Annotated in this window: 20 protein-coding genes; 9 read left to right on the top strand and 11 right to left on the bottom strand. The window is 72.1% G+C overall.

The window, feature by feature from the left end:
• Window positions 1-134: 134 nt before the first annotated feature.
• From soxA to ACQ5SO_RS20025, 6 genes are all read right to left on the bottom strand, one after another.
• Window positions 135-989, bottom strand: a complete 855-nt coding sequence (gene soxA, locus ACQ5SO_RS20000; protein WP_430943418.1) for a sulfur oxidation c-type cytochrome SoxA — start codon at window positions 987-989, stop codon at window positions 135-137.
• Between the two features lie 51 nt (window positions 990-1,040).
• A complete protein-coding gene (soxZ, locus tag ACQ5SO_RS20005; RefSeq protein WP_430943419.1) occupies window positions 1,041-1,367 on the bottom strand; it encodes a thiosulfate oxidation carrier complex protein SoxZ in 327 nt (108 codons plus the stop codon).
• Window positions 1,368-1,468: 101 nt separating this feature from the next.
• Complete coding sequence (soxY, locus tag ACQ5SO_RS20010; protein WP_430943420.1) at window positions 1,469-1,891, bottom strand: thiosulfate oxidation carrier protein SoxY; 423 nt, start codon at window positions 1,889-1,891, stop codon at window positions 1,469-1,471.
• Window positions 1,892-1,966: 75 nt separating this feature from the next.
• Complete coding sequence (gene soxX / locus ACQ5SO_RS20015; RefSeq protein ID WP_430943421.1) at window positions 1,967-2,425, bottom strand: sulfur oxidation c-type cytochrome SoxX; 459 nt, start codon at window positions 2,423-2,425, stop codon at window positions 1,967-1,969.
• A gap of 199 nt (window positions 2,426-2,624) precedes the next feature.
• Window positions 2,625-3,230, bottom strand: coding sequence for a thioredoxin family protein (locus tag ACQ5SO_RS20020; protein ID WP_430943422.1), 606 nt, complete (start codon window positions 3,228-3,230; stop codon window positions 2,625-2,627).
• Between the two features lie 41 nt (window positions 3,231-3,271).
• On the bottom strand, window positions 3,272-4,012 hold the full coding sequence (locus tag ACQ5SO_RS20025) for a cytochrome c biogenesis CcdA family protein (protein ID WP_430943423.1): 741 nt from the start codon (window positions 4,010-4,012) through the stop codon (window positions 3,272-3,274).
• Window positions 4,013-4,213: 201 nt separating this feature from the next.
• Here ACQ5SO_RS20025 and ACQ5SO_RS20030 point away from each other — a divergent pair, with 201 nt between their 5' ends.
• The 6 genes from ACQ5SO_RS20030 to ACQ5SO_RS20055 all read left to right on the top strand — a co-directional run bounded on the left by ACQ5SO_RS20030 (window position 4,214) and on the right by ACQ5SO_RS20055 (window position 9,880).
• Window positions 4,214-4,603, top strand: a complete 390-nt coding sequence (locus tag ACQ5SO_RS20030) for a hypothetical protein (RefSeq protein WP_430943424.1) — start codon at window positions 4,214-4,216, stop codon at window positions 4,601-4,603.
• Window positions 4,604-4,623: 20 nt separating this feature from the next.
• Window positions 4,624-4,968, top strand: a complete 345-nt coding sequence (locus ACQ5SO_RS20035; protein WP_430943437.1) for an ArsR/SmtB family transcription factor — start codon at window positions 4,624-4,626, stop codon at window positions 4,966-4,968.
• A 159-nt stretch (window positions 4,969-5,127) separates the two neighbouring features.
• Window positions 5,128-6,216, top strand: a complete 1,089-nt coding sequence (locus ACQ5SO_RS20040; RefSeq protein ID WP_430943425.1) for a YeeE/YedE family protein — start codon at window positions 5,128-5,130, stop codon at window positions 6,214-6,216.
• Between the two features lie 405 nt (window positions 6,217-6,621).
• Window positions 6,622-7,662 (top strand): TRAP transporter substrate-binding protein, encoded by a 1,041-nt coding sequence (locus tag ACQ5SO_RS20045; protein WP_430943426.1) that lies wholly within the window; start codon window positions 6,622-6,624, stop codon window positions 7,660-7,662.
• Window positions 7,663-7,670: 8 nt separating this feature from the next.
• On the top strand, window positions 7,671-8,222 hold the full coding sequence (locus tag ACQ5SO_RS20050; RefSeq protein ID WP_430943427.1) for a TRAP transporter small permease: 552 nt from the start codon (window positions 7,671-7,673) through the stop codon (window positions 8,220-8,222).
• A gap of 299 nt (window positions 8,223-8,521) precedes the next feature.
• The gene (locus tag ACQ5SO_RS20055) at window positions 8,522-9,880 is read left to right on the top strand and encodes a TRAP transporter large permease (RefSeq protein ID WP_430943428.1); all 1,359 of its coding nucleotides are present in this window, start codon (window positions 8,522-8,524) and stop codon (window positions 9,878-9,880) included.
• Window positions 9,881-9,949: 69 nt separating this feature from the next.
• Here ACQ5SO_RS20055 and ACQ5SO_RS20060 read toward each other — a convergent pair whose 3' ends face one another.
• Both ACQ5SO_RS20060 and ACQ5SO_RS20065 read right to left on the bottom strand, forming a co-directional pair.
• Window positions 9,950-10,267 carry a hypothetical protein gene (locus tag ACQ5SO_RS20060; protein WP_430943429.1) on the bottom strand — a complete coding sequence of 106 codons (318 nt, stop codon included), beginning with the start codon at window positions 10,265-10,267 and terminating at the stop codon, window positions 9,950-9,952.
• 155 nt (window positions 10,268-10,422) lie between these two features.
• Window positions 10,423-11,295 carry a delta-class carbonic anhydrase gene (locus ACQ5SO_RS20065; RefSeq protein WP_430943430.1) on the bottom strand — a complete coding sequence of 291 codons (873 nt, stop codon included), beginning with the start codon at window positions 11,293-11,295 and terminating at the stop codon, window positions 10,423-10,425.
• Between the two features lie 239 nt (window positions 11,296-11,534).
• Between ACQ5SO_RS20065 and ACQ5SO_RS20070 the strand changes: the two genes are divergently transcribed.
• Entirely contained in the window at window positions 11,535-12,821 is a 1,287-nt protein-coding gene (locus tag ACQ5SO_RS20070) for an AI-2E family transporter (protein ID WP_430943431.1), read from the top strand.
• 36 nt (window positions 12,822-12,857) lie between these two features.
• Here the strand turns inward: ACQ5SO_RS20070 and ACQ5SO_RS20075 are convergent, their stop codons facing one another.
• The 3 genes from ACQ5SO_RS20075 to ACQ5SO_RS20085 are packed head-to-tail and all read right to left on the bottom strand — an operon-like array spanning window position 12,858 to window position 17,217.
• Window positions 12,858-13,325, bottom strand: a complete 468-nt coding sequence (locus tag ACQ5SO_RS20075) for a DUF3237 domain-containing protein (protein ID WP_430943432.1) — start codon at window positions 13,323-13,325, stop codon at window positions 12,858-12,860.
• Window positions 13,326-13,378: 53 nt separating this feature from the next.
• Window positions 13,379-14,278, bottom strand: a complete 900-nt coding sequence (locus tag ACQ5SO_RS20080) for a histone deacetylase family protein (protein WP_430943433.1) — start codon at window positions 14,276-14,278, stop codon at window positions 13,379-13,381.
• Between the two features lie 5 nt (window positions 14,279-14,283).
• Window positions 14,284-17,217, bottom strand: a complete 2,934-nt coding sequence (locus tag ACQ5SO_RS20085) for a bifunctional [glutamine synthetase] adenylyltransferase/[glutamine synthetase]-adenylyl-L-tyrosine phosphorylase (RefSeq protein WP_430943434.1) — start codon at window positions 17,215-17,217, stop codon at window positions 14,284-14,286.
• 185 nt (window positions 17,218-17,402) lie between these two features.
• Here ACQ5SO_RS20085 and ACQ5SO_RS20090 point away from each other — a divergent pair, with 185 nt between their 5' ends.
• Window positions 17,403-18,101: a hypothetical protein gene (locus tag ACQ5SO_RS20090; RefSeq protein ID WP_430943435.1), complete on the top strand. Its 699-nt coding sequence runs from the start codon at window positions 17,403-17,405 to the stop codon at window positions 18,099-18,101.
• A 97-nt stretch (window positions 18,102-18,198) separates the two neighbouring features.
• Window positions 18,199-18,933 carry an SOS response-associated peptidase gene (locus ACQ5SO_RS20095; protein ID WP_430943436.1) on the top strand — a complete coding sequence of 245 codons (735 nt, stop codon included), beginning with the start codon at window positions 18,199-18,201 and terminating at the stop codon, window positions 18,931-18,933.
• Window positions 18,934-19,002 lie beyond the last annotated feature (69 nt).

Genomic DNA, 19,002 nt, shown 5'->3' on the forward strand with positions numbered 1-19,002 from the left:
GGGGGGGGGGGGGGGGGGGGGGGGGGGTGGGGGAGAAAAGGGGGGGGGGGGGGGGGGGGGGGGGGGGGGGGGGGGGGGGGGGGGGGGGGGGGGTGGTGCCCGCCCCCCCCCCCCCCCCCCCCCCCCGCCGCGGATCAGTTGCGAACCGCCGGGGTCTCGACCGACAGGCCCTGGCCGCGCCAGGCGAGATAGGCCTCGAGGGCGACGAACTCGTCCGAGCCGCGCTTGTAGGGTTCGGCGCGGATGTTATCCATGCAGCCCTTGAAGCGACGGTGCATGGAGCCGACCTTCTGCCATTTCAGGCGGTAGACCGGGAACCCGTTCACATGGCCCTGGGACAGGTGGTCGGCCCGGATCATGTTGCCGTAGTTGTCCTCGTGGCAATGCGCGCAGGACATGTCGAGCTGGCCGACGCGGGTGTAGTACAGCTCCTTGCCCTGCTCGATCCAGTCGGACAGCGCGTCGTCGTCGATGTCCACCGGCATGCCGCGGGACTGCAGGCCGACCAGCGCGGTCATGCCGAGCATCTGGTCGCTTTCCCACTTCCACGCCTCGGCGCCCATCCGCTCGGTGCGGCAGGCGTTGATCGCATGTTCGAGCGAGAACGGCTTGCCCGCCGCCTCGTTCCACTTCGGATAGCCGGCGCGCACGCCCACCATCGTCTCCTCGACATCCATGTGGCAGGACTCGCAGGCCTTGCCCTCGGAGCCGTCGACCTCGGCCCACAGGTCGCGGGCCTGGTCGACCAGCACCATGGCCGGGTTCTCGAAGTCGTCCATCTGGAGGGCCTGGGTCTCGTCCGAGCGGAAGCGCCAGCCCGAGATCAGTTCATCCAGCGGATGGTCCTCGGGCGCCGCGACCCGGGTCACGATGGTCTCGCCGTCGATGACCAGTTCATCCTCGTCCGGGCCCGCGACGGCCTGGCCCGCCGCCGCGACCGCGGTGAGGGCCAGGGCCGCGACGGCCCCCTTGAGCGTCGTCTTTTTCATGTCTCGCCTCCCCGTGCGAAGCCTGTAGGGAAAAAGATCCCGCAAGGCGTGTCAGCCGACCGTGATCTTCTTCTTGAGGTCGTAGACCGAGCCGTCGTCGTCCGTCCACGCGAAAACGATTTCGCCCGCTTCGGGGACCGTCATCATGAACTGGATGTAGGGGTTGGCCGACACAGCCGGCTCGAGGGTCGCGCTGATGACCTCCTCGCCGTTATAGGTCACGTTGAAGGCGTTGATGATCTTGCGCGGGATCGGGTTGCCGGCCTTGTCCTTGCGCTGGCCCGACTCCATCGGGTGCGAGATCAGGGTCTTCAGCTCGATCACTTCGCCGACTTCGGCGCTGCGGGGCACTTTCACGCGGGGTTTGATCTTGGCCATAGGACTGGTCCTTCGACTGGTTTGGGCGCCGCCGCGGCCGCGGCGGTCAGGTCCGCCGGGGCGCGGCGCCCGGATGGGTGGGGGTCCGTCGGGGGCGGCGATCAGCCGCCGCAGCCGCCGATGGTGACCTTGACGGTGCGCTGCGCCTGGCGGAACGAGCCGTCCTGCATCTTGGCGACGGCGACCACGTTCTGGGTGCCGGCGAGGCGGATGCGGGTCGAGGCGGCCGGGACGGCGAGCTTCGAGAAGCGGAAGGTCGCCACGCCCGGGGACGGGTTGCCGTCGGCCAGCACGAGGATCTCGGCCGCGCCCTCGGCGCCCACCTCGATCGGCACGGTGTTGCCGTTCTCGGCGATCTCGGGCGCGCCGATGTCGACGCCCCCCTCGGTGACGGCGGCCCCGCCGGTGAAGGCGGCGATCGCCTCGGCGGTCTTGTCCGCGGCGGCGAAGCCGGCGGAGGGCAGCGCGGCGGCGGCCGCGCCCGCGGCGCCGATGATCAGCGTGTCGCGTCGGGTGAAGGTCATCTGGTCCTCCTGGTGGATGGGCTGGGCCGGCGCCGCGCGCACGCGGCGGACCGGCGATGGGTCTTCAGCGGGCGGTCATTCCTTGAGCGTGCGCAGGTAGGCGATCACGTCCTCGACCTGCTGGGCGCTCAGGATCGTCTTGCCTTCGAACTTGCCCGCCGTGCGGTTGAAGCCGGATTCGCGGTAGAACGAGGGCATCATCGTGCCGTCGAACACCATCTTGGAGTTCACGACGATGCCGCGCAGCTCCGCTTCGCTCCAGCGGTCCGCGACGCCCTCGAGGCTCGGGCCCGTCTCGCCGTGGAACTGCTCGTCCGGCATGTCCGGGTTCTGGTGGCAGGCCAGGCAGTTGCCGAGCTTGCGGTTGGCGAACCACTTGGCGCCTTCCGCCGGATCGCCCGCCACGTCGGTCAGCGGGGCGGCGACCTGGCCGTCCTCGTACTTGACCGCGTCCGGCGCGACCGTCCCTGCAACGGCCGTTCCGGCCATGAGTCCCGCCGCCGCGAAAGCGGCCAGGATGGTGGATGCCGACATCGTGTCCTCCCCAGTTCTCCGTCGTGCGAGTGTGAAACTAGCAGCGCAGCCCGACACACGCAATTGTTAAATTCAAGGCTCTGAATTTAACGATGTGATGCAGCGCAGCATTGGCTGCGCGCGAGATTTCGCAGGCGCCGCAGGGCCTTCCCTGCCCCGCGCCGCCCGCCGGCCCTTGTTCCCGTGGGTTGAAGAAAGGTCAACCGCCGCGCCGCTCGTTGATCTTGCGCGCGTGGTATTTCTGGAAATGCTCGTCGGTCTCGTAGCCCTTCTCGAGCACCCAGGTCAGCAGGTCCTGCGTGGTGCCCTTGCCGAAGGCGCCGGGCATGGTGGCGACCGCGGCGGGACCGGCGGGGCCCTCGGGGACCGAATCGGGCATGAACATCATGGTGGGGGTGAAGAACACGCCCCATTTCTTCGCCATGTCCTTTTCCGGCAGCGCCTCGCCGTCGAAATCGGTGACCTCCTCGTCGCCGAACAGGTTCATCTGCACGACGTAGAACTTCTCGGACAGGGCCGCGGCGATCTCCGGCTCGGGGAACACCTCCTCGTGCATTTTGCGGCAGTAGATGCAGCCGCGCTGCTCCCACAGCACCAGCATCCGCTTGCCCTCGGCGGCCGCGGTCTCGAGGTCCTCGGTCATGTCCTTGAAGGTGATCTTGAGCCAGGACGGCTTGTGCAGCCCGTCCTCGCCCATCGGCGCGGCGGCGCGGGCGCGGCCGGGCGCGGCCAGGGCCAGCGCCCCGGCGGCGGCGCCGAGCGCGAGGCCCGAGCCCAGAAGGCGGCGGCGATCGATCTGCGTCATCGTTCAAATCCTCCCTGTGAAACGCGGCCCCTCGCCCCGGCTTACTGCAGCAGGCCGAGGTCCGGCGCGTAGTCGAGCATCAGCTGCGCGATCTCGTTCATCATGTTCGCGCCGATCAGGACCGCGAACACGATAAGCAGCAGGCCCATGGCCTTTTCAACCTTGGGCAGGTGGCGGCGGAACTTCGCCGCCCAGCGCATGAAGGGGCCGATGAAGGCGGCGGCGAGCACGAAGGGCGCGGTCATGCCCAGCGCATAGGCCAGCAGCAGGCGCACGCCTTGGTCCGCGCTCTGGGCATCCGCCGCCTGGAACAGGATCGCCGCCAGCGCCGGGCCGACGCAAGGGGTCCAGCCGAAGGCGAAGGCCATGCCGATCAGGTAGGCGCCGAACACGCCGAATTTCCGGTCGCCGGCGTCGATCCGCGCCTCGCGCATCAGGAAGGCGATGCGGAACACCCCGAGGAAGTGCAGCCCCAGGAGCGCGATGATTCCCGCCGCCACGTAGCGGATCACGTCCATGTATTCGCGCAGCGCCTGCCCGAAGGTCGAGGCGGTCCAGCCGAGGCCGACGAAGATCGTCGTCACCCCCGCGGCGAAGAACAGCGAGGAGATCACCGCCTTGCGCCGAATCGCACCCGTCCCCGCCCCCTCCTGCGTCAGCTCGTCGAAGCTCATCCCCGCGAGGTAGCACAGGTAAAAGGGCACGATCGGCAGGATGCAGGGCGTGAGGAAAGACAGAAGGCCGGCCGTGGCCGCGCCCCAGAGGCCGATATCGAATCCCATGCGTTGCATCCTCCCCGCACCCCGTGGCAGATTCGTCGCCCGGGGTTAGATTTTTATATCTGTTTTTGTATATGTAAGATGTGATGGCGGTCAATCGCACCGCGAACCGGCCCGGCGCCGGTCGCGCGCGCGGCCCGCCACGCCCCATTCGCCGGCGCGGCGCAGCGGACCGCGCGCAGCCGTGTACAGGAGAGTCCGGTCATGTTCAGCCCCCGATTCGCCGCCCGCGCGGCCGCCGCCGCCCTGATGGCCGCCTCGGCGCTCGCCTCCGCCGCCGCGCCCGCGCGCGCGGCCGAGCTGATCATGTTCGAGGAGCATGGCTGCATGTGGTGCGCGCGCTGGAACGAGGAGGTCGGCGACGCCTATCACCTGACCGCCGAGGGCCGCCGCGCGCCGCTGGTGCGCCGCGACATCCATGACGGGCCGCCCGAGGGCGTGACCCTCTCGATCCGCCCCGGCTTCACCCCGACCTTCGTTCTGGTGGAGAACGGGCTGGAAGTGGGCAGAATCGAAGGCTATCCCGGCGAGGATTTCTTCTGGCCGATGTTGAACGCGCTGCTGGCCCGGCTTCCCGCCGGGGCGGACGGCTGACGATGGGGACGGGCATGAGCATGGACGGCACGCCGAGCGACGGCATGGGCGAGGTTCTGAACTTCGCCGAGATGATGGACAACGCGCGCGACGCGTCCTCGTTCCTCAAGGCGCTGGCGCATGAGGGACGGCTGATGATCCTGTGCCACCTCGTCGACGGCGAGAAATCGGTGACCGAGCTGGAGAAGCTGCTGAGCACCCGCCAGGCGGCGGTCTCGCAGCAGCTCGCCCGCCTGCGGCTCGAGGGGCTGGTCGACAACCGCCGAGACGGCAAGGCCATCTATTACCGCATCGCCGACGAGCGGGTGGAGCAGATGGTGACGATGATCCACGACATGTTCTGCGGCGCGCCCGCCAAGGGCTGACCGCGGGGGCGGGCCGCGCGCCCGCCGGACAGAGGTGATTTGACCGGCCGCCCCCGCGGCGGCACGGTTCGCAGCGCGCCGAAGGGCCCCGACAGAGGGCCCGGCGCAGGGCGGGGCCGCGCCCCGCCGCTTGTCATCGCATCCGGGGAGGGACGCGAGATGGACGCCGCATCTGCATTCGAGGCGCTGGCGGAGACCCTCGGGGACGGGGGGCTCGGGGCGCTGCTGGGCCTGCCGGGGGGGATCATCCTCGGGCTCGCCGCGCGCCGGGCGCGGTTCTGCACCCTGGGCGCGCTGGAATCGGCCTTCTACGCCGAGGACTACACCGGGATCCGCATGTGGGCCGTGGCCCTCGGCTGCGCGATCCTCGGGGCCTTCGGGCTGGCGGCGGCGGGGCTGTTCGACCCGGCCGCCTCGTTCCACATGCAGCTGCAATGGAACCCGCTCGCCTCGATCATCGGCGGACTGGTCTTCGGCTACGGCATGGCGCTGGCGGGGAACTGCGGCTACGGCGCGCTCGCCCGCCTTGGCGGCGGCGACCTGCGGGCCTTCGTGGTGGTGGCGGTGCTGGGCGTCAGCGCGGCGATGACCGCGGGCGGCCCGGTGGCCGAGCTTCGGGCGCTGGCCTTCCCGCGCGTGCCGGTGGACCCGGACGCGCCGCTGCAGGGGCTCGCCCATGCGCTCTCGGCGCTGACCGGCGCGGGGCCGCTGGTTTTCGCCGCGCTGATCGCCGCGGCGATGCTGGCCTGGGCCTTCGCCTCCGCCGAGTTCCGGGCCGAGACCGGCAAATGGGCCTGGTCGGGGGGCGCGGGGGCCGCCATCGCGCTCGGCTGGGCGCTGACCTCGGCGCAGGCGGATGCGAATTTCGAGGCGACGGCCGTCGTCTCCCACTCCTATGCCGACCCGATCGGCGAGACGATCCTGTGGCTGATGACCTCCTCCGGCGGGGGCGGGCTCGGCTTCGGCGCGGGCTCGGTCGCGGGCGTCTGGCTCGGCGCCCTGATCGGGTCCTGGGAGGCGGGGCATTTCCGCTGGGAGGCCTGCGACGACCCGCAGGAGCTTCAGCGCCAGATCATCGGCGCGGTGCTGATGGGCATCGGCGGGGTCACCGCGCTCGGCTGCTCCGTCGGCCAGGGGCTGACCGCCTTCTCGCTGCTGCACTGGAGCGCGCCGGTCACCCTCGCCGCCATCGCCGTCGGCGCGGCGCTGGGGCTGCGCCAGCTGATCCGCGGCTTCCACGCGGTCTGAGGCGCCCGCCGCCCGTCCGCGCCCGCCCCGGGCTGGAAGGCGTCCTTCCAGCCCGCGCCAGATCGCGATGGCGTTTTCCACCCGCGCAGGGCAGGCTGTCCGGGATGCGGACGCCCCCGGCGCCGCCCCCCCCTCCCCCGCCGCCTTGCCGCGCCGCCCGCGCCCTGTCGGGACGTCCGCCCCCGCCCGGTGAGGTATTTGTTATGCTGCATAACATTCCACCAGGTGGAAACCCCGCGGCTTGCCCGGCTCGCGCGCCGCGGGTCATAACGTTTGCGTCCGCCCGGACCAGGAGCGCGACGCTGGGCGCCCGCCCGCCTTGAGGCGAGGCCCCGCGCGCGTCACTGTCCCGGCGTGACGGGCCGCCCCCCCCCCCGGGGCCGGCCGAACTGGGAGGAAGACAAGATGACCCGCTACACTGGCCTCGCCGGCCTTGCGCTCGGCCTTGCCGCGACCCTCGCCGCCGGCGCCGCCGCGGCGCAGGACTACACCTTCAAGCTGCACCACATGCTCTCGGCCAAGTCGCCGGCCCACACCCAGATGCTGGAGCCCTGGGCGAAACAGGTCGAGGCGAATTCGGGCGGCAAGGTGAAGATCGAGCTGTTCCCCTCCATGTCCCTCGGCGGCAAGCCGCCCGAGCTGGTGCAGCAGGCCCGCGACGGCGTCGTGGACATCATCTGGACCGTGAACGGCTACACCCCCGGCCTGTTCCCGCGCACCGAGGTGTTCGAGCTGCCGGGCGTCTACAAGAACGACATCGCCGCCGCCAACCTCGCCATGCACGACATGTTCGAGAGCGACCTGGCCGAGGAGTACAAGGGCCTCGAGGTCATGTGGCTGCACGTCCATGCCGGCCAGGCGATCATGATGGTCGACAAGGAGGTCCGCTCCCCCGCCGATCTCGAGGGGCTGAAGATGCGCATCCCGTCGCGCACCGGCGCCTGGGTGCTCGAGACGCTGGGCGCCGCCCCGCTCGCCATGCCGGTCCCCGAGGTGCCCTCGGCGCTCTCGAAGAAGGTCGTCGACGGCACCCTGCTGCCGTGGGAGATCATCGCGCCGCTGAAGCTGCAGAACCAGGTGAAGCATTTCATCGAGGGGCATGAGCAGACCCGCCTCGGCACCACCACCTTCCAGGTGTCGATGAACAAGGCCCGCTGGGACGGCCTGCCCGCCGACATCCAGAAGGCGTTCAAGGACGCCTCGGGCAAGGACTGGTGGGCCGAGGTCGCCAAGATCTGGCGCAAGGGCGATGATTTCGGCATCAAGCTGGCCGAGAAGGCGGGCCGCAACCACGTGACCCTGACCGAGGCCGAGACCGACGCCTTCATGGTCGCGCTGGAGCCGGTGATCGAGCGCTGGGTGGCCCAGGTCGGCGCCACCGGCATCGACGGCCAGGCGCTGGTCGACAAGGCCCGGGCCCTGATCGCCGAAAACGCGACGAAGTGAACGCGCAGATGAGCGAGTCCGCTTCCGATGCGGCCGAGGCCGGCGCCCCCTCCCGGGGGCCCGGCGCCCGGACCGGCCTGCCCGGCCTCGTCGCCCGCATCGCCGAGGGCTGGGCGCTGCTGGGGGGGCTGAGCCTGCTGGCCGTGGTGCTGATCAACACCGCCTCGGTCACCGGCGCGGCGGTCCTGAACGAACCGGTGCCCGGCGATTTCGAGCTGACCGAGATGGGCATCTGCATCGCCGCCTTCATGTTCCTGCCCTATTGCCAGATGACCGGCGCCAACGTGACCGCCGACATCTTCACCCAGAACGCCGGGCGCCGCTGGCTGGCGGTGTTCGCCGCCGCCGCCTCGACCGTCGCGGCGCTGTTCGGGGCGCTGATGCTGTGGCGGATGTATGCCGGGATGCTCGACCAGCTCGAATACGGCTATGTCACCACGATCCTCGAGATCCCGCATGGCTGGGCCTTCGTGCCGATCCTGGCCAGCCTGGCGCTGCTGACCCTGTGCGCGCTGACCACGCTGTCCGAGGCGATCCGGGACATGCGCCCGGCGCGCTGAGCCCCGCCGCCCGCCGCCGCCGCCCGGGTCCGCGCCCCCCGGGGGGCGCCGCCCTTCCGGGCCGCCTCTCCCGCCGCAGGAGGAGGCGCCCCGACCCGCCGCAGCTTCGCGCGTCCCGGGCGCCTGGCCCCTTCGCCCGCCCCGACGCGCCCCCGCTTCGCAGGACCGCCGCCGGCGCGCCGCCTCGCGCGCCATGGCGCCCTGCACGCCGCCGCCCGAGCGCATGCGCAGGGGTCGGCATAAAACTCGCCGTCCCACCGCATGCGCAGGGGACGGCATAAAAAAGGACCGTTCCGCCCATGGCTGACGCCCTTCTCATCGGCTTTTCCGGCCTCGGCATCCTGATCGCGCTGATCGCGATGCGGATGCCCATCGCCTACGCGATGATCATCGTGGGCGGGGCCGGGGTGACCATCCTCAACGGCCCCGCGATCTTCTTCAGCCAGCTCAAGACGCTCGCCTATGGGCAGTTCTCGATCTACGACCTCACGGTCGTGCCGATGTTCGTGCTGATGGGCTCCATCGCCACGCGGGCGGGGCTGTCCAAGGACCTGTTCCGCGCCGCCTCGGCCTGGCTCGGCTGGATGCGCGGCGGCCTCGCGATGTCGGCCATCGCCGCCTGCGCGGGGTTCGGGGCGGTGTGCGGGTCGTCGCTCGCCACCGCCTCCACCATGGGCCAGGTGGCGTTGCCGGAGCTGTCGAAGCGCGGCTATTCGGGGGCGCTCGCCACCGGGACGCTCGCCGCGGGGGGCGTGCTGGGCATCCTGATCCCGCCCTCGGTGGTGCTGGTGATCTACGCGGTGATCGTGGAGGCGAACATCGTCACCATGTTCGCCGCGGCGCTGATCCCCGGCATCCTCGCGGTCCTCCTGTTCCTCGTGACCATCGCCATCTATGTGCGGGTGCGGCCCGATGCGGGCCCGGCCTCGGACATGCCGACGAAGGCCGAGCTGACCGACGCCAGCATCCGCGTCCTGCCGGTGCTGGGCGTGTTCGGGCTGGTGATCGGGGGCATCTATCTCGGCATGTTCAACCCGACCCCGGCGGCCGCCGTCGGCGCGTTCCTGGTGTGGCTCTACGGCGCCGTGCGCGGCTCGGTCGGGATCTCGGCCATGAAGTCGGCGCTGCTCGAGACCGCGCGGACCACGGGCATGATCTACCTGATCCTGCTGGGCGCGGAGATGCTGAAGATCTTCATGTCCCGCGGCGGGGTTCCGCAGGCGGTGGCGGAGTGGATGGTGAACTCCGGCCTGCCGCCGATGACCGTCATGCTGATCCTGCTGCTGGCGCTGATCCTGCTGGGCTGCCTGATGGACAGCCTGTCGATGATCCTGCTCGCCATCCCGTTCTTCTGGCCGGTGCTGGTCGAGATGAACGGCGGCGACTACGTCTTCGCGGACGAGGCGGGCTTCGGCATGGACAGCGAGGAGCTGAAGGTCTGGTTCGGCATCCTTGCGTTGATCGTCGTCGAATTGGGGCTGATCACGCCGCCGGTGGGGATGAACGTGTTCGTGATCTCGGCCATGGCGCGCGGGATCCCGATGCGGCAGACCTTCCTCGGGGTCATGCCTTTCTTCCTGGCCGAGATCGTGCGCGTGGGCCTGCTGCTGGCCTTCCCGGCGCTGACGCTATGGCTGCCGCGGGTGCTGGCGGGATAGGGCCGCGCCGACGGGAATGCAAAAGGGGCCCCCGCGGGGGCCCCTTTCTCGTCGGCGGGTCGCGGCGGCTCAGACCACCAGCCCCGGGTCCGGGTCGGCGAAGACCTCGTGCTCGATCAGCACGCCGCCCTCGTCCACGCCGATGTCGATGGCGGTGCCGTTGGTCCCCCAGATGCCGTTGACGACGACCGAGTGGCCGATGTCGAGAGAGGCGCCGCCCACGCCCCAGATCATCTCGAAATCATGCTCGACATCGATGGTGATCCGGTCGTTGGGCATCACCGCCGAGATGTCGATCTCTCCGGTGCGCGCGACGCCGTTGGTGCCCCAGACCGCGTCGGTGTCGACCGCCGCCCCCGGGCGCTTGAACACGAATTCATCCGCCATGATGAAACCTCCCCTGGCTGCGCCCGCCCCCGCGGCGGGCCTGACAATGACGCAAGGTTTCCGAAACGTGGCGGCGAAACCGTGGCGGGGCCGTTCATGCGCGGCTCATCCCCCCCCCGGCGATGCGGCCCTGCTCCATCGCACGGGCGCCGCGCTCAGCCGCCGATCTTCGACAGCAGCTTCGGGTTGACCACCAGGTTGCGCACGCCGTGGGCGTGGTCCTCGGCGAAGGGGTTGTCCTTCAGCCATGCGGCGAGCGAGGCGATGTTCATCTTCGCCACCTTCGGCCGCACGCTCCAGGTCACGAGGAAGGGCGAGGCTTTCTCGTTATAGGACGGCCCGGTGGTGGAGCCCGCATAGACCACCGGCGCCCCGAGGCCGCCGGGCAGGTTCACCGCCTGGTGCAGGCCCCCCGCCTCGCCCGGCTGCGCCATCGCCCTGAAATCCGCGCCGCCCGCGGCGACCAGCACCGCCACGACCGCCTCGACGCGGAACTTGGGCATCGCTTCGCCTTCGATCACGCAGGCGCCGAGCCCCGCGCCCGGCCTGACATCGGCCGAGGAATGGACGAAGTGGATCTCGATCGTGTCGCCCGGCTGCAGATCGCCGTGCCCCTTGTCCCCGAGCCCGCGCGGATAGGGCGCCAGCTCGGCCGCGCTCAGCTCGCCGTCATAGATGCAGCCGGTCCCGCAGCCCTTGCCGTCGCCATTGCCGGCGAAGGTGGTGAACTCCCCGCCCCGGTGCTCGGCGCTTTCATGGAAATGGATGTTGCACAGGTTCATCTCGGTCGGCGCCGGGGCGTCGGCGGCGCCGCGCGCATTGGCGCCGAGGGGCGAGTCGATGTCCCGCGGCGACTGCGGGCCGGCGCCCTGGTCCGCGGCGGCGGCGAGCGCGGCGCGCTGGGCGGCGATGGCCTGGTCCGGCACGGCCTGGCCGGCCCCGGCGGCGGGCGCGAGCGCGGCCGTGATCGCGGACGCGGACAGAAGAAGCGGAACGGCGGACCGAAGGCGGCGGCGCGTTTCAGGCATGATAAGGGTCCCTTTATAAGTAGAGAATCGGGTTTTTCCCGGATTCATCGGACTGAAAGTATTCTTGATTCGATCTGAAGTGCAAATTTAGAAACACCTCCTCCATTTGCGCAGGTTTATTCTAGCTGCTTACTTCAACCCTCCCGTGTGCGCCGCGCCCGCTCCGCGCCCCCTGCCCCGCGGGCGCAAACCGCCCTATGTTGCCCTGCAAGACCCCGCCGCCTGAGCCAGGAGCTCCCATGTCCGCCATCTGGCGCGGCCGCGCCGCCGGCCCGTTCTTCGCCCTCGCCTTCGCCGCGCTCGCCGTGGCGTCCCTGAGCTGGACCCGCGACCACGCGGTGCCCGTCGCGCTCGGGGTGCTGGTGTGGTTCCTCGTGAACGCGCTCGCCGACGCGCTGGAGCGGATCCCGCGGCTCGGCCCGGTGCTGCCGCGGCTGGTCGCGCGCACGCTGTCGGTGGCGTTCCTGTTCGTCGCGATCCTGATCGCGGGCCGCATCGTGGCGGCCAACATCTCCGAGCTCTCGGCCGACATCGCCGAGACGCGCGAGAACGTGGTGCTGGCCGAGATCCGGGCGCTCTTCGCCCGGTTCGGCCTGGCGGGGCTGCTGGAGCGGGACGCGATCCTCGAGCGGTTCGACGTCGAGGCGCTGGCCGGCACGGCGCTGAACGCGGCGCGGCACCTGGTCGGGGACGCGTCGCTGGTGTTCCTCTACGCCCTGTTCCTGATGGTGGACGAGCGGTTCTACGAGGCGAAGCTGCAGGCGCTGCAGCCCGACCCGACGCGGCGCGAGGAATTGCGCCGCGCGCTGCGCAACATCGCGGACAACACCCGGCTGTACCTGTGGCTGATGACGCTGATCTCGCTCGGCGTCGCGATCTGCACCTGGGCGGTCTGCGCCGCCTTCGGGGTGCCGGGCGCGGGGTTCTGGGGGTTCCTGGCCTTCGGGCTGAACTTCATCCCCACGCTGGGGTCCTTCGCGGCGGTGCTGATCCCGGCGGGCTATGCGGCGCTGACCATGCAGGACCCGGCGGCGCTGATCGGGCTGGTGGCGGTGCTGGGCGCGGTGCAGTTCCTGGCCGGAGAGGTTGTGGTGCCGCGGCTGATGGGCGACGGGCTGAACCTGTCCTCGACCGTGATCCTGCTGGCGCTGGTGGCCTGGGGCGGGGTCTGGGGCCCGGCGGGGATGTTCCTGGCGATCCCGCTGACGGTGATCCTGGTGATGGTGCTGGCCCGCTTCCCCGCCACCCGCCCGCTGGCTGTGATCCTGTCGCGCGACGGGCGCGCGGGGGACGAGGCGCCGCCCCGCCCGGACGAGGCGCTTGGCGCCGCGCAGGCCGCGCAGGACCCGAAGGCCGAGACGGCGGACCCGCTCGACGGCGGCGCGCTGGCCAAGCTGCAGGGGGCGCAGGGGCCGGTCCCGGCCCCGGATGCGCCCAAGGGCGCGCCCGAGACGCCGGAAGAAGGCGCGCTGAGCGTCGATCACGGCCCGCTGGCGCAGCAGCGCCAGCAGCAGCAGGAGGGCTGAGGGGCGGCGCGACCGGCGCCCCTCCCCTCGCCCGGCTCAGCCGATCTCGAAGATCCGCATCACCACCTCGGCCGCGCGCCGTTCGCCTACGCCGACGAAGAGGCGGCGGTTCACCCATGCGTGGGCCGGGTGATCGCAGAACAGCCGCGGCGTGCAGCGGAAATAGTACTCGGACGGGTCAACCACCTCGCCCGCCGCCAGCCGCGCGGTGACCTCGGGCGAGGCGGCGCGGATGCCGGGGTTGCGGATGTCGAGCAGCGCGCCCTCGTCCGTGCGCAGCAGGTAGCGGGTGTCGATATCGGCCAGCCCGTCCGGCCCGGCCACCTGCCAGTCGGCGCCGAAATTCTCGATGACCCCGTTCAGGCGCGGCCCCTCGGCCCGCCCGCCGATGATCGGGATGATGCGCCGGACGCCCGCCGGGGTGCGGCCAAGCTCCATGATCGGGTCGAGCTCGACGAACAGGTCGGTGACATGGGTCAGGCTGGGGGCGATGGCGTCGGTCATGGCGGGCTCTCGGGCTTGGGATCGGGGCCAAAGATGTACGCGGGCCGCGGCCCTCAGGAAAGCGCCGCGGCTTCCTCGAACAGGATCGCGTGGCGGGCGGCGAGCTCCTCGGGGTCGGTCGAATACCCCCCGCCGAGGGCGCCGCAGACCGGCAGCCCCGCCGCGCGCAGGGCCCCCAGCACCAGCCGGTCGCGCGCCCTGAGCCCCTCCAGCGACAGTGACAGGCGCCCCAGCCGGTCCCCCGCCCACGGGTCCACCCCGGCGTTGTAGAAGGCGATGTCGGCCCCGGCGGCGGCGATGATCCGCGGCAGGTCGGCGGAGAGGGCGGCCAGATACGCCGCATCCCCGGTCCCGTCCGGCAGCCCGCGGTCGAGGTCCGAAACGGCTTTCTCACTCGGGTAGTTGTTCTGGGCGTGGAGCGAGTAGGTGAAGACCCGCGGATCGCCTTCGAAGATCCGCGCCGTCCCGTCGCCCTGGTGCACGTCGCAATCGACCACCAGCACCCGGCGCACGATCCCCTCGTCCAGCAGCGCCTGCGCGGCGACGGCGACGTCGTTGAACACGCAGAACCCCGCGCCCCCGTCCGGCCCCGCGTGGTGCGAGCCCCCGGCGGCGTTGCAGGCGATCCCGTGCTCCAGCGCCAGCCGCGCGGCCAGCAGCGTGCCCGCGCAGGACAGCCGCCCGCGCCGCGCCACCGCGGCGGTGGAGGGCAGGCCGATGGCGCGCTCCTCCCCGCGCGTCAGGGCGCAGTTCTCCACCCGCTCCACGTAGTCGAGCGCGTGGACCGCCGCGATCAGCCGCAGGGGGGCGGCGGCGGGGGCGATGAACCCGCCGGGGGGCATCAGCCCGCGCGCCGCCAGCGCGCCCCGCAGATAGCCGTATTTGGACATCGGGAAGCGGTGCCCGGGCCGCAGGGGCGCGAGGTAATCCGGGTGCCAGGCGATGGGGAGCATGGCGCTTACGCCTCCGCCTCGCCCTCCGCCCCGCCCGCCGCGTCCGCCTGCGGCGCGGGCAGGTCGTCCACGGAGAGCAGCCGCTCCACCACGTCCGCGGCGCGGGCCTGCACGTCGCGCAGCCGCGCCTCGACGCCCGAGAGGTCCTCGGCCCCCGCGGCGCGGGCCATGACGGCGGCGAGCGCGGGGCCGATGCGGGCGGGGTCCGGCTCGCCCTCCATGGCGATGCGGCCGATCTGCTGGATGGCGAGCTGCAGCGCGTGGGCCTCGGACAGGGCCGCGGCGTCGGCGGGGTCCATCGCGCCGCGGTCCACCAGCAGGGCCAGCATCTCGCGCGGGGCGCGCGGGCGGGCGCGCATCTCCCCGGCCGTCATCCCGCCGCGGGCGGCGAGGCGCAAGAGCCCCGCCTGGGCGACGAATTCCACGTCCATCAGCCCCCCGGCGGCCAGCTTCAGCGCCCAGGGCTCGGCGCGCCGCGCCTTGTTCGCCTCGGTCACGCGGGCGCGCATCTCGGCCACGTCGCGGCGCAGCTGGTCCTCGTCCCGCGTCTCGGCCAGCACCTCGGCAGCGGCTTCCTCCACGTCCTCGCGCAGGTCCGTGCGCCCGGCGGCGGCGCGGCCGCGGGCCAGCGCCATCCGCTCCCAGGTCCAGGCCTTCTCGGCCTGGTAGGCGCGGAACCCCTCCAGCGCCGTCGCCACCGTCCCCTGCCGCCCGGAGGGCCGCAGGCGGGTGTCCACCTCCCACACCGCGCCTTCCGCGGTCGGCACCGTCATGGCCGAGATCAGCGCCTGGGTGAAGCGCGTGTACCAGGCGGTGATCGAGAGCTGTTTCGGCCCCTCGGACATCTCCGCATCCTCGGGGTCATAGAGGATGATGACGTCGAGATCCGAGGTCGCCGTCATCTCGCGGCTGCCCATCTTGCCCATGGCGAGGACCGATGCGCCGCGGCCCGGCGCGGGGCCGAAGCGGCGGGCGAGTTCCGCCTCGGCCACCGGCATCAGCGCGCGCAGGCTCGCCTCGGCGAGGGCGGTGAAGGCGCGCCCGGCCTCCTCGGCCTCGGACAGCCCGCGCAGGGTCTGCACGCCGACGCGGAACATCTTCTCCTTCGCCCAGCGGCGCGAGGCGTCGAGCTTGCGCTCGTAGTCGTCCTCTTCCGCCAGCCGCGCGGCGAGTTCCTCGGCCAGCGCGTCGACATCCGGGAGCGGCTCGAAGAAGTCCCGCTCCAGCAGCGCATCGAGCGTGCGGGACGACCGCCCGAGATGGGCGGCGAGGCGCGGGGCGGCGGCGAAGATCTCGGTCACAAGGTCCAGCAGCCGCGGGTTGGCCTCGAGCAGCGACAGGAGCTGCACCCCCGCGGGCAGGCCCGACAGGAAGCGGTCGAACTGCGACAGCGCCTCGTCCGGCGACAGCGCGGCGGCGAAGCAGTCGAGCAGCCGCGGCTCGAGCCGCGCCAGGATCCGCCGCGCGCGCTCCGAGCGGGTGGCGGGAATGGCCCCGAGGCGCCAGCGCTCCAGGATCTTCTCGGCGCTTTCCCCGCGCGCGAAGCCGCGGGCGGTCAGCGCCTCGGCGTCGGCGGCGGGCGGCTCCTGCCCCTCGGCCGGGATGCCGTCGCCGCCGGGGGCGAAGAAGGTCTCGGTCCGCGCGGCGACGCGGGTGAGACGGTCATGGATCTCCCCCATCCAGGCGTCCCTGTCGCGGCGCCCGGAGAGGAGCGCGACCCGCTCCAGCGCCTCGGCCGACTTGGGCATGGAATGGGTCTGCTGGTCCTCGACCATCTGCAACCGGTGCTCGACCTCGCGGTGTTCGACATAGGCCGCATCCAGCTCGGTCGCGACGGCGGGGTCGACCCAGCCCTTGGCGGCGAGGGCGGCGAGCGCGGGGCGCGTGGCGCGCATCCGCAGCTCCGGGTCGCGCCCGCCGCAGATCAGCTGCCGGGTCTGGGCGAAGAACTCGATCTCGCGGATGCCGCCGCGGCCAAGCTTCATGTTGTGGCCCGGCACGGTGATCGGCCCGCCGGTGCCGCGATGGGCGCGGATCCGCTCGCGGATGTCATGGGCGTCGCCGATGGCGGCGAAATCGAGGTGCTTGCGCCAGATGAAGGGGGTCAGGCGCTGCAGGAACGCCTCGCCCGCCGCCACGTCCCCGGCGGCGGCGCGGGCCTTGATGAAGGCGGCGCGCTCCCAGGTGCGGCCGAGGGATTCGTAATACCGCTCCGCCGCTTCCATCGCGATGCAGACGGGGGTCGAGGATGGGTCGGGCCGCAGCCGCAGGTCGACGCGGAACACGTAGCCTTCCGCGGTCAGCTGCGAGAGGGCGCGCGACATCTCCTGCGCCGCTTTCACGAGGCGCGAGCGGATCTCCATGTAGTCGTCCGGGTCGTGCAGCGTCTCGTCGAACAGCAGGATCAGGTCGATGTCGGAAGAATAGTTCAGCTCCCGCGCGCCGCCCTTGCCCATGGCCAGCGCCACCATCCCCGCGCAGCCGTCCGGGGTCTGCGGCAGCCGCCCGCGGGCGACCTGCTCGGCCACGATGGCGCGCATGGCGCTGTCGGTGGCGATGTCGGCGAGATCCGAGAGCGCGCCGGTGACCTGTTCCAGCGACCATGCCCCGCCGAGATCGGCCAGCGCGGCGAGGCAGGCGATGCGCTTCTTGGCGGCGCGCAGGGCGGCCTCGCGCTCGGATTTCGCCATGTCCTTCGCCGCCCGCACCGGGGCGAGGGCGTCCGCAAGGGCGGCGTCGGGGTCGCCGGAAAGGGCGCCGGAGAGCCACTCCGCCTCGGCCCGGATCAGCCCGGCGATATAGGGGGCCGATCCCGCGGCCCCGGTCACCAGGTCCTTCAGCGCGGGGTCGGAGGAGAGGCGCGCCCAGGCCTCGGCCCCCCGGTCGGGGTCGGCGGGCAGCGGGCAACGGGTCAGGCGGGCGGCGAGGGTCTGGGTCATGGCACGCAGAATCCGCGGGGGGGGCGCGGTGTCAACCGGATCGGCGCGCAACTTGCGGACCGGGGGACGCCGGGGCCGCCGGATCCCGCGCGCCCGCGCCCCTCCGGGACCCGCGCGCGGCCCGGCCTGCGGGGGAACCGCCGCCCCGGCGGCGTTCACCAATCGAGACCATTGAGGAAAGATTTATGAGCTTCGTGTCGCAGATGGAGGAAGTCATGCGCCCGTCAGCCCTTGCCCGAACCGTCCTCTCCGCCGTTCTCTCCTGGGGCGCCCTCGGCGCCGCGGCGCAGGCGGCGCCGTTCTCGGTCTCGGGCCTCGGCACGCTGCGCCTGGGCGCCGAACCCCTGCCCGGAATCGACGCCGGGGCGACCGGCGTGGAGGTGACGGGCGTCGCCCAGGCGGACCGCGAGATCGCGCCCGGCGGGTCCTCCAACTTCCTCGCCTTCAGCCTGTCCTTCAGCCTCGTGGACCCGCTGCTGACCTTCCCGACCGACCGGGCCGAGGCGGTGCAGCCCCTGGCGCTCGAATTCCTGGCGGGCGGGGGCGTCCATTCGGCCGATTTCCAGATCCGCTACATCTACACGGTGGATTACGACCGGTTCGGCGTGCAGTCGAACCCGAGCTACCGGGCCTTCATCGAGGCGGTCTCGGCGCCGCAGCAGGTGCGCACGGCGGACGGCCTGTTCTCCGTGTCCTGGCGCGGGGCCGACCCGGGGCTGTCGCAGGCGGCAAATGTCTACGAGGGCGACGGGGCGATCATCGCCACCGCGACCTACCTGTCCGCGGTCCCCGCCCCGGGCGCGCTGGCGCTGATGCTGGGCGGGATCGGGGCGCTTGGGGCGCTGGCCGGCGCGCGGCGCCCCGAACGGGCCGACGCGGCCTGACGGCGCAAGATCGCGCCGGATGACGAAAGACGGGCGACGGGCGACGGGCGACGGCCGGGGAGGCGCCGCCCCCCGCGCCCGGCTACCCTGACGTCCCATGTGCGGACGATTCGCCCTGACCCTGCCGGCCGACGCGGTCGCGCATCTCTTCGACGCCTCGATCCCCGAGGGGGTGGAGATGCGCGTGGCGCCGCGCTGGAACATCTGCCCCACCACCGCGGTGGAGGTGGTCCGCTCGGGGCCGGAGGGGCGCACCCTGGCGCCGATCCGCTGGGGCTTCATCCCGCGCTGGTACAAGAGCCCCGAGGACGGCCCTCTGCTGATCAACGCGCGGTCCGAGACCATCGCCGAGAAGCCCGCCTTCCGCGAAGCCTGCCGGGCGCGGCGCTGCCTGGTGCCCGCCTCGGGCTTTTACGAATGGCAGCCGCCGAAGCTGTCGGGCGGGCGGGGCAAGGTCCCGTACTGGATCCACCCGGCGGGCGCCGACGCCCCCTTCGCCTTGGCCGCGGTGTGGGAGACATGGCGCGCTCCGGACGGGCGCGAGATCGACGCCTGCGCCCTCGTCACCGCCGAGGCCGGGCCGCAGATGGCCGCCCTGCATCACCGGGAACCCGTGCGCGTGGCGCCCGAACACTGGGGCCTGTGGCTGGGCGAGGAGGGCCGCGGCGCCGCGACCCTGATGCACGCCGCCGCGGACGGGTTCTGGGACGCGCACCCGGTCTCGCCGCGGATCAACGGCACGGGCGCGGATGACGAGATGCTGACCTGGGAATGGCGCCCCGAGGACGGCCCGCCCCCGGCCCCCGAGGGCGCGCAACGGAGCCTCCTCTAGCGCAACGCCCGCTGCGGGGAGGGAGGGGGAGCGCGAGGGGGAGGGAGGGGTATGCATACCCCTCCCTCC

The sequence above is a fragment of the Rhodovulum sp. DZ06 genome (assembly GCF_050586345.1).
Lineage (GTDB): Bacteria > Pseudomonadota > Alphaproteobacteria > Rhodobacterales > Rhodobacteraceae > JBOCEF01.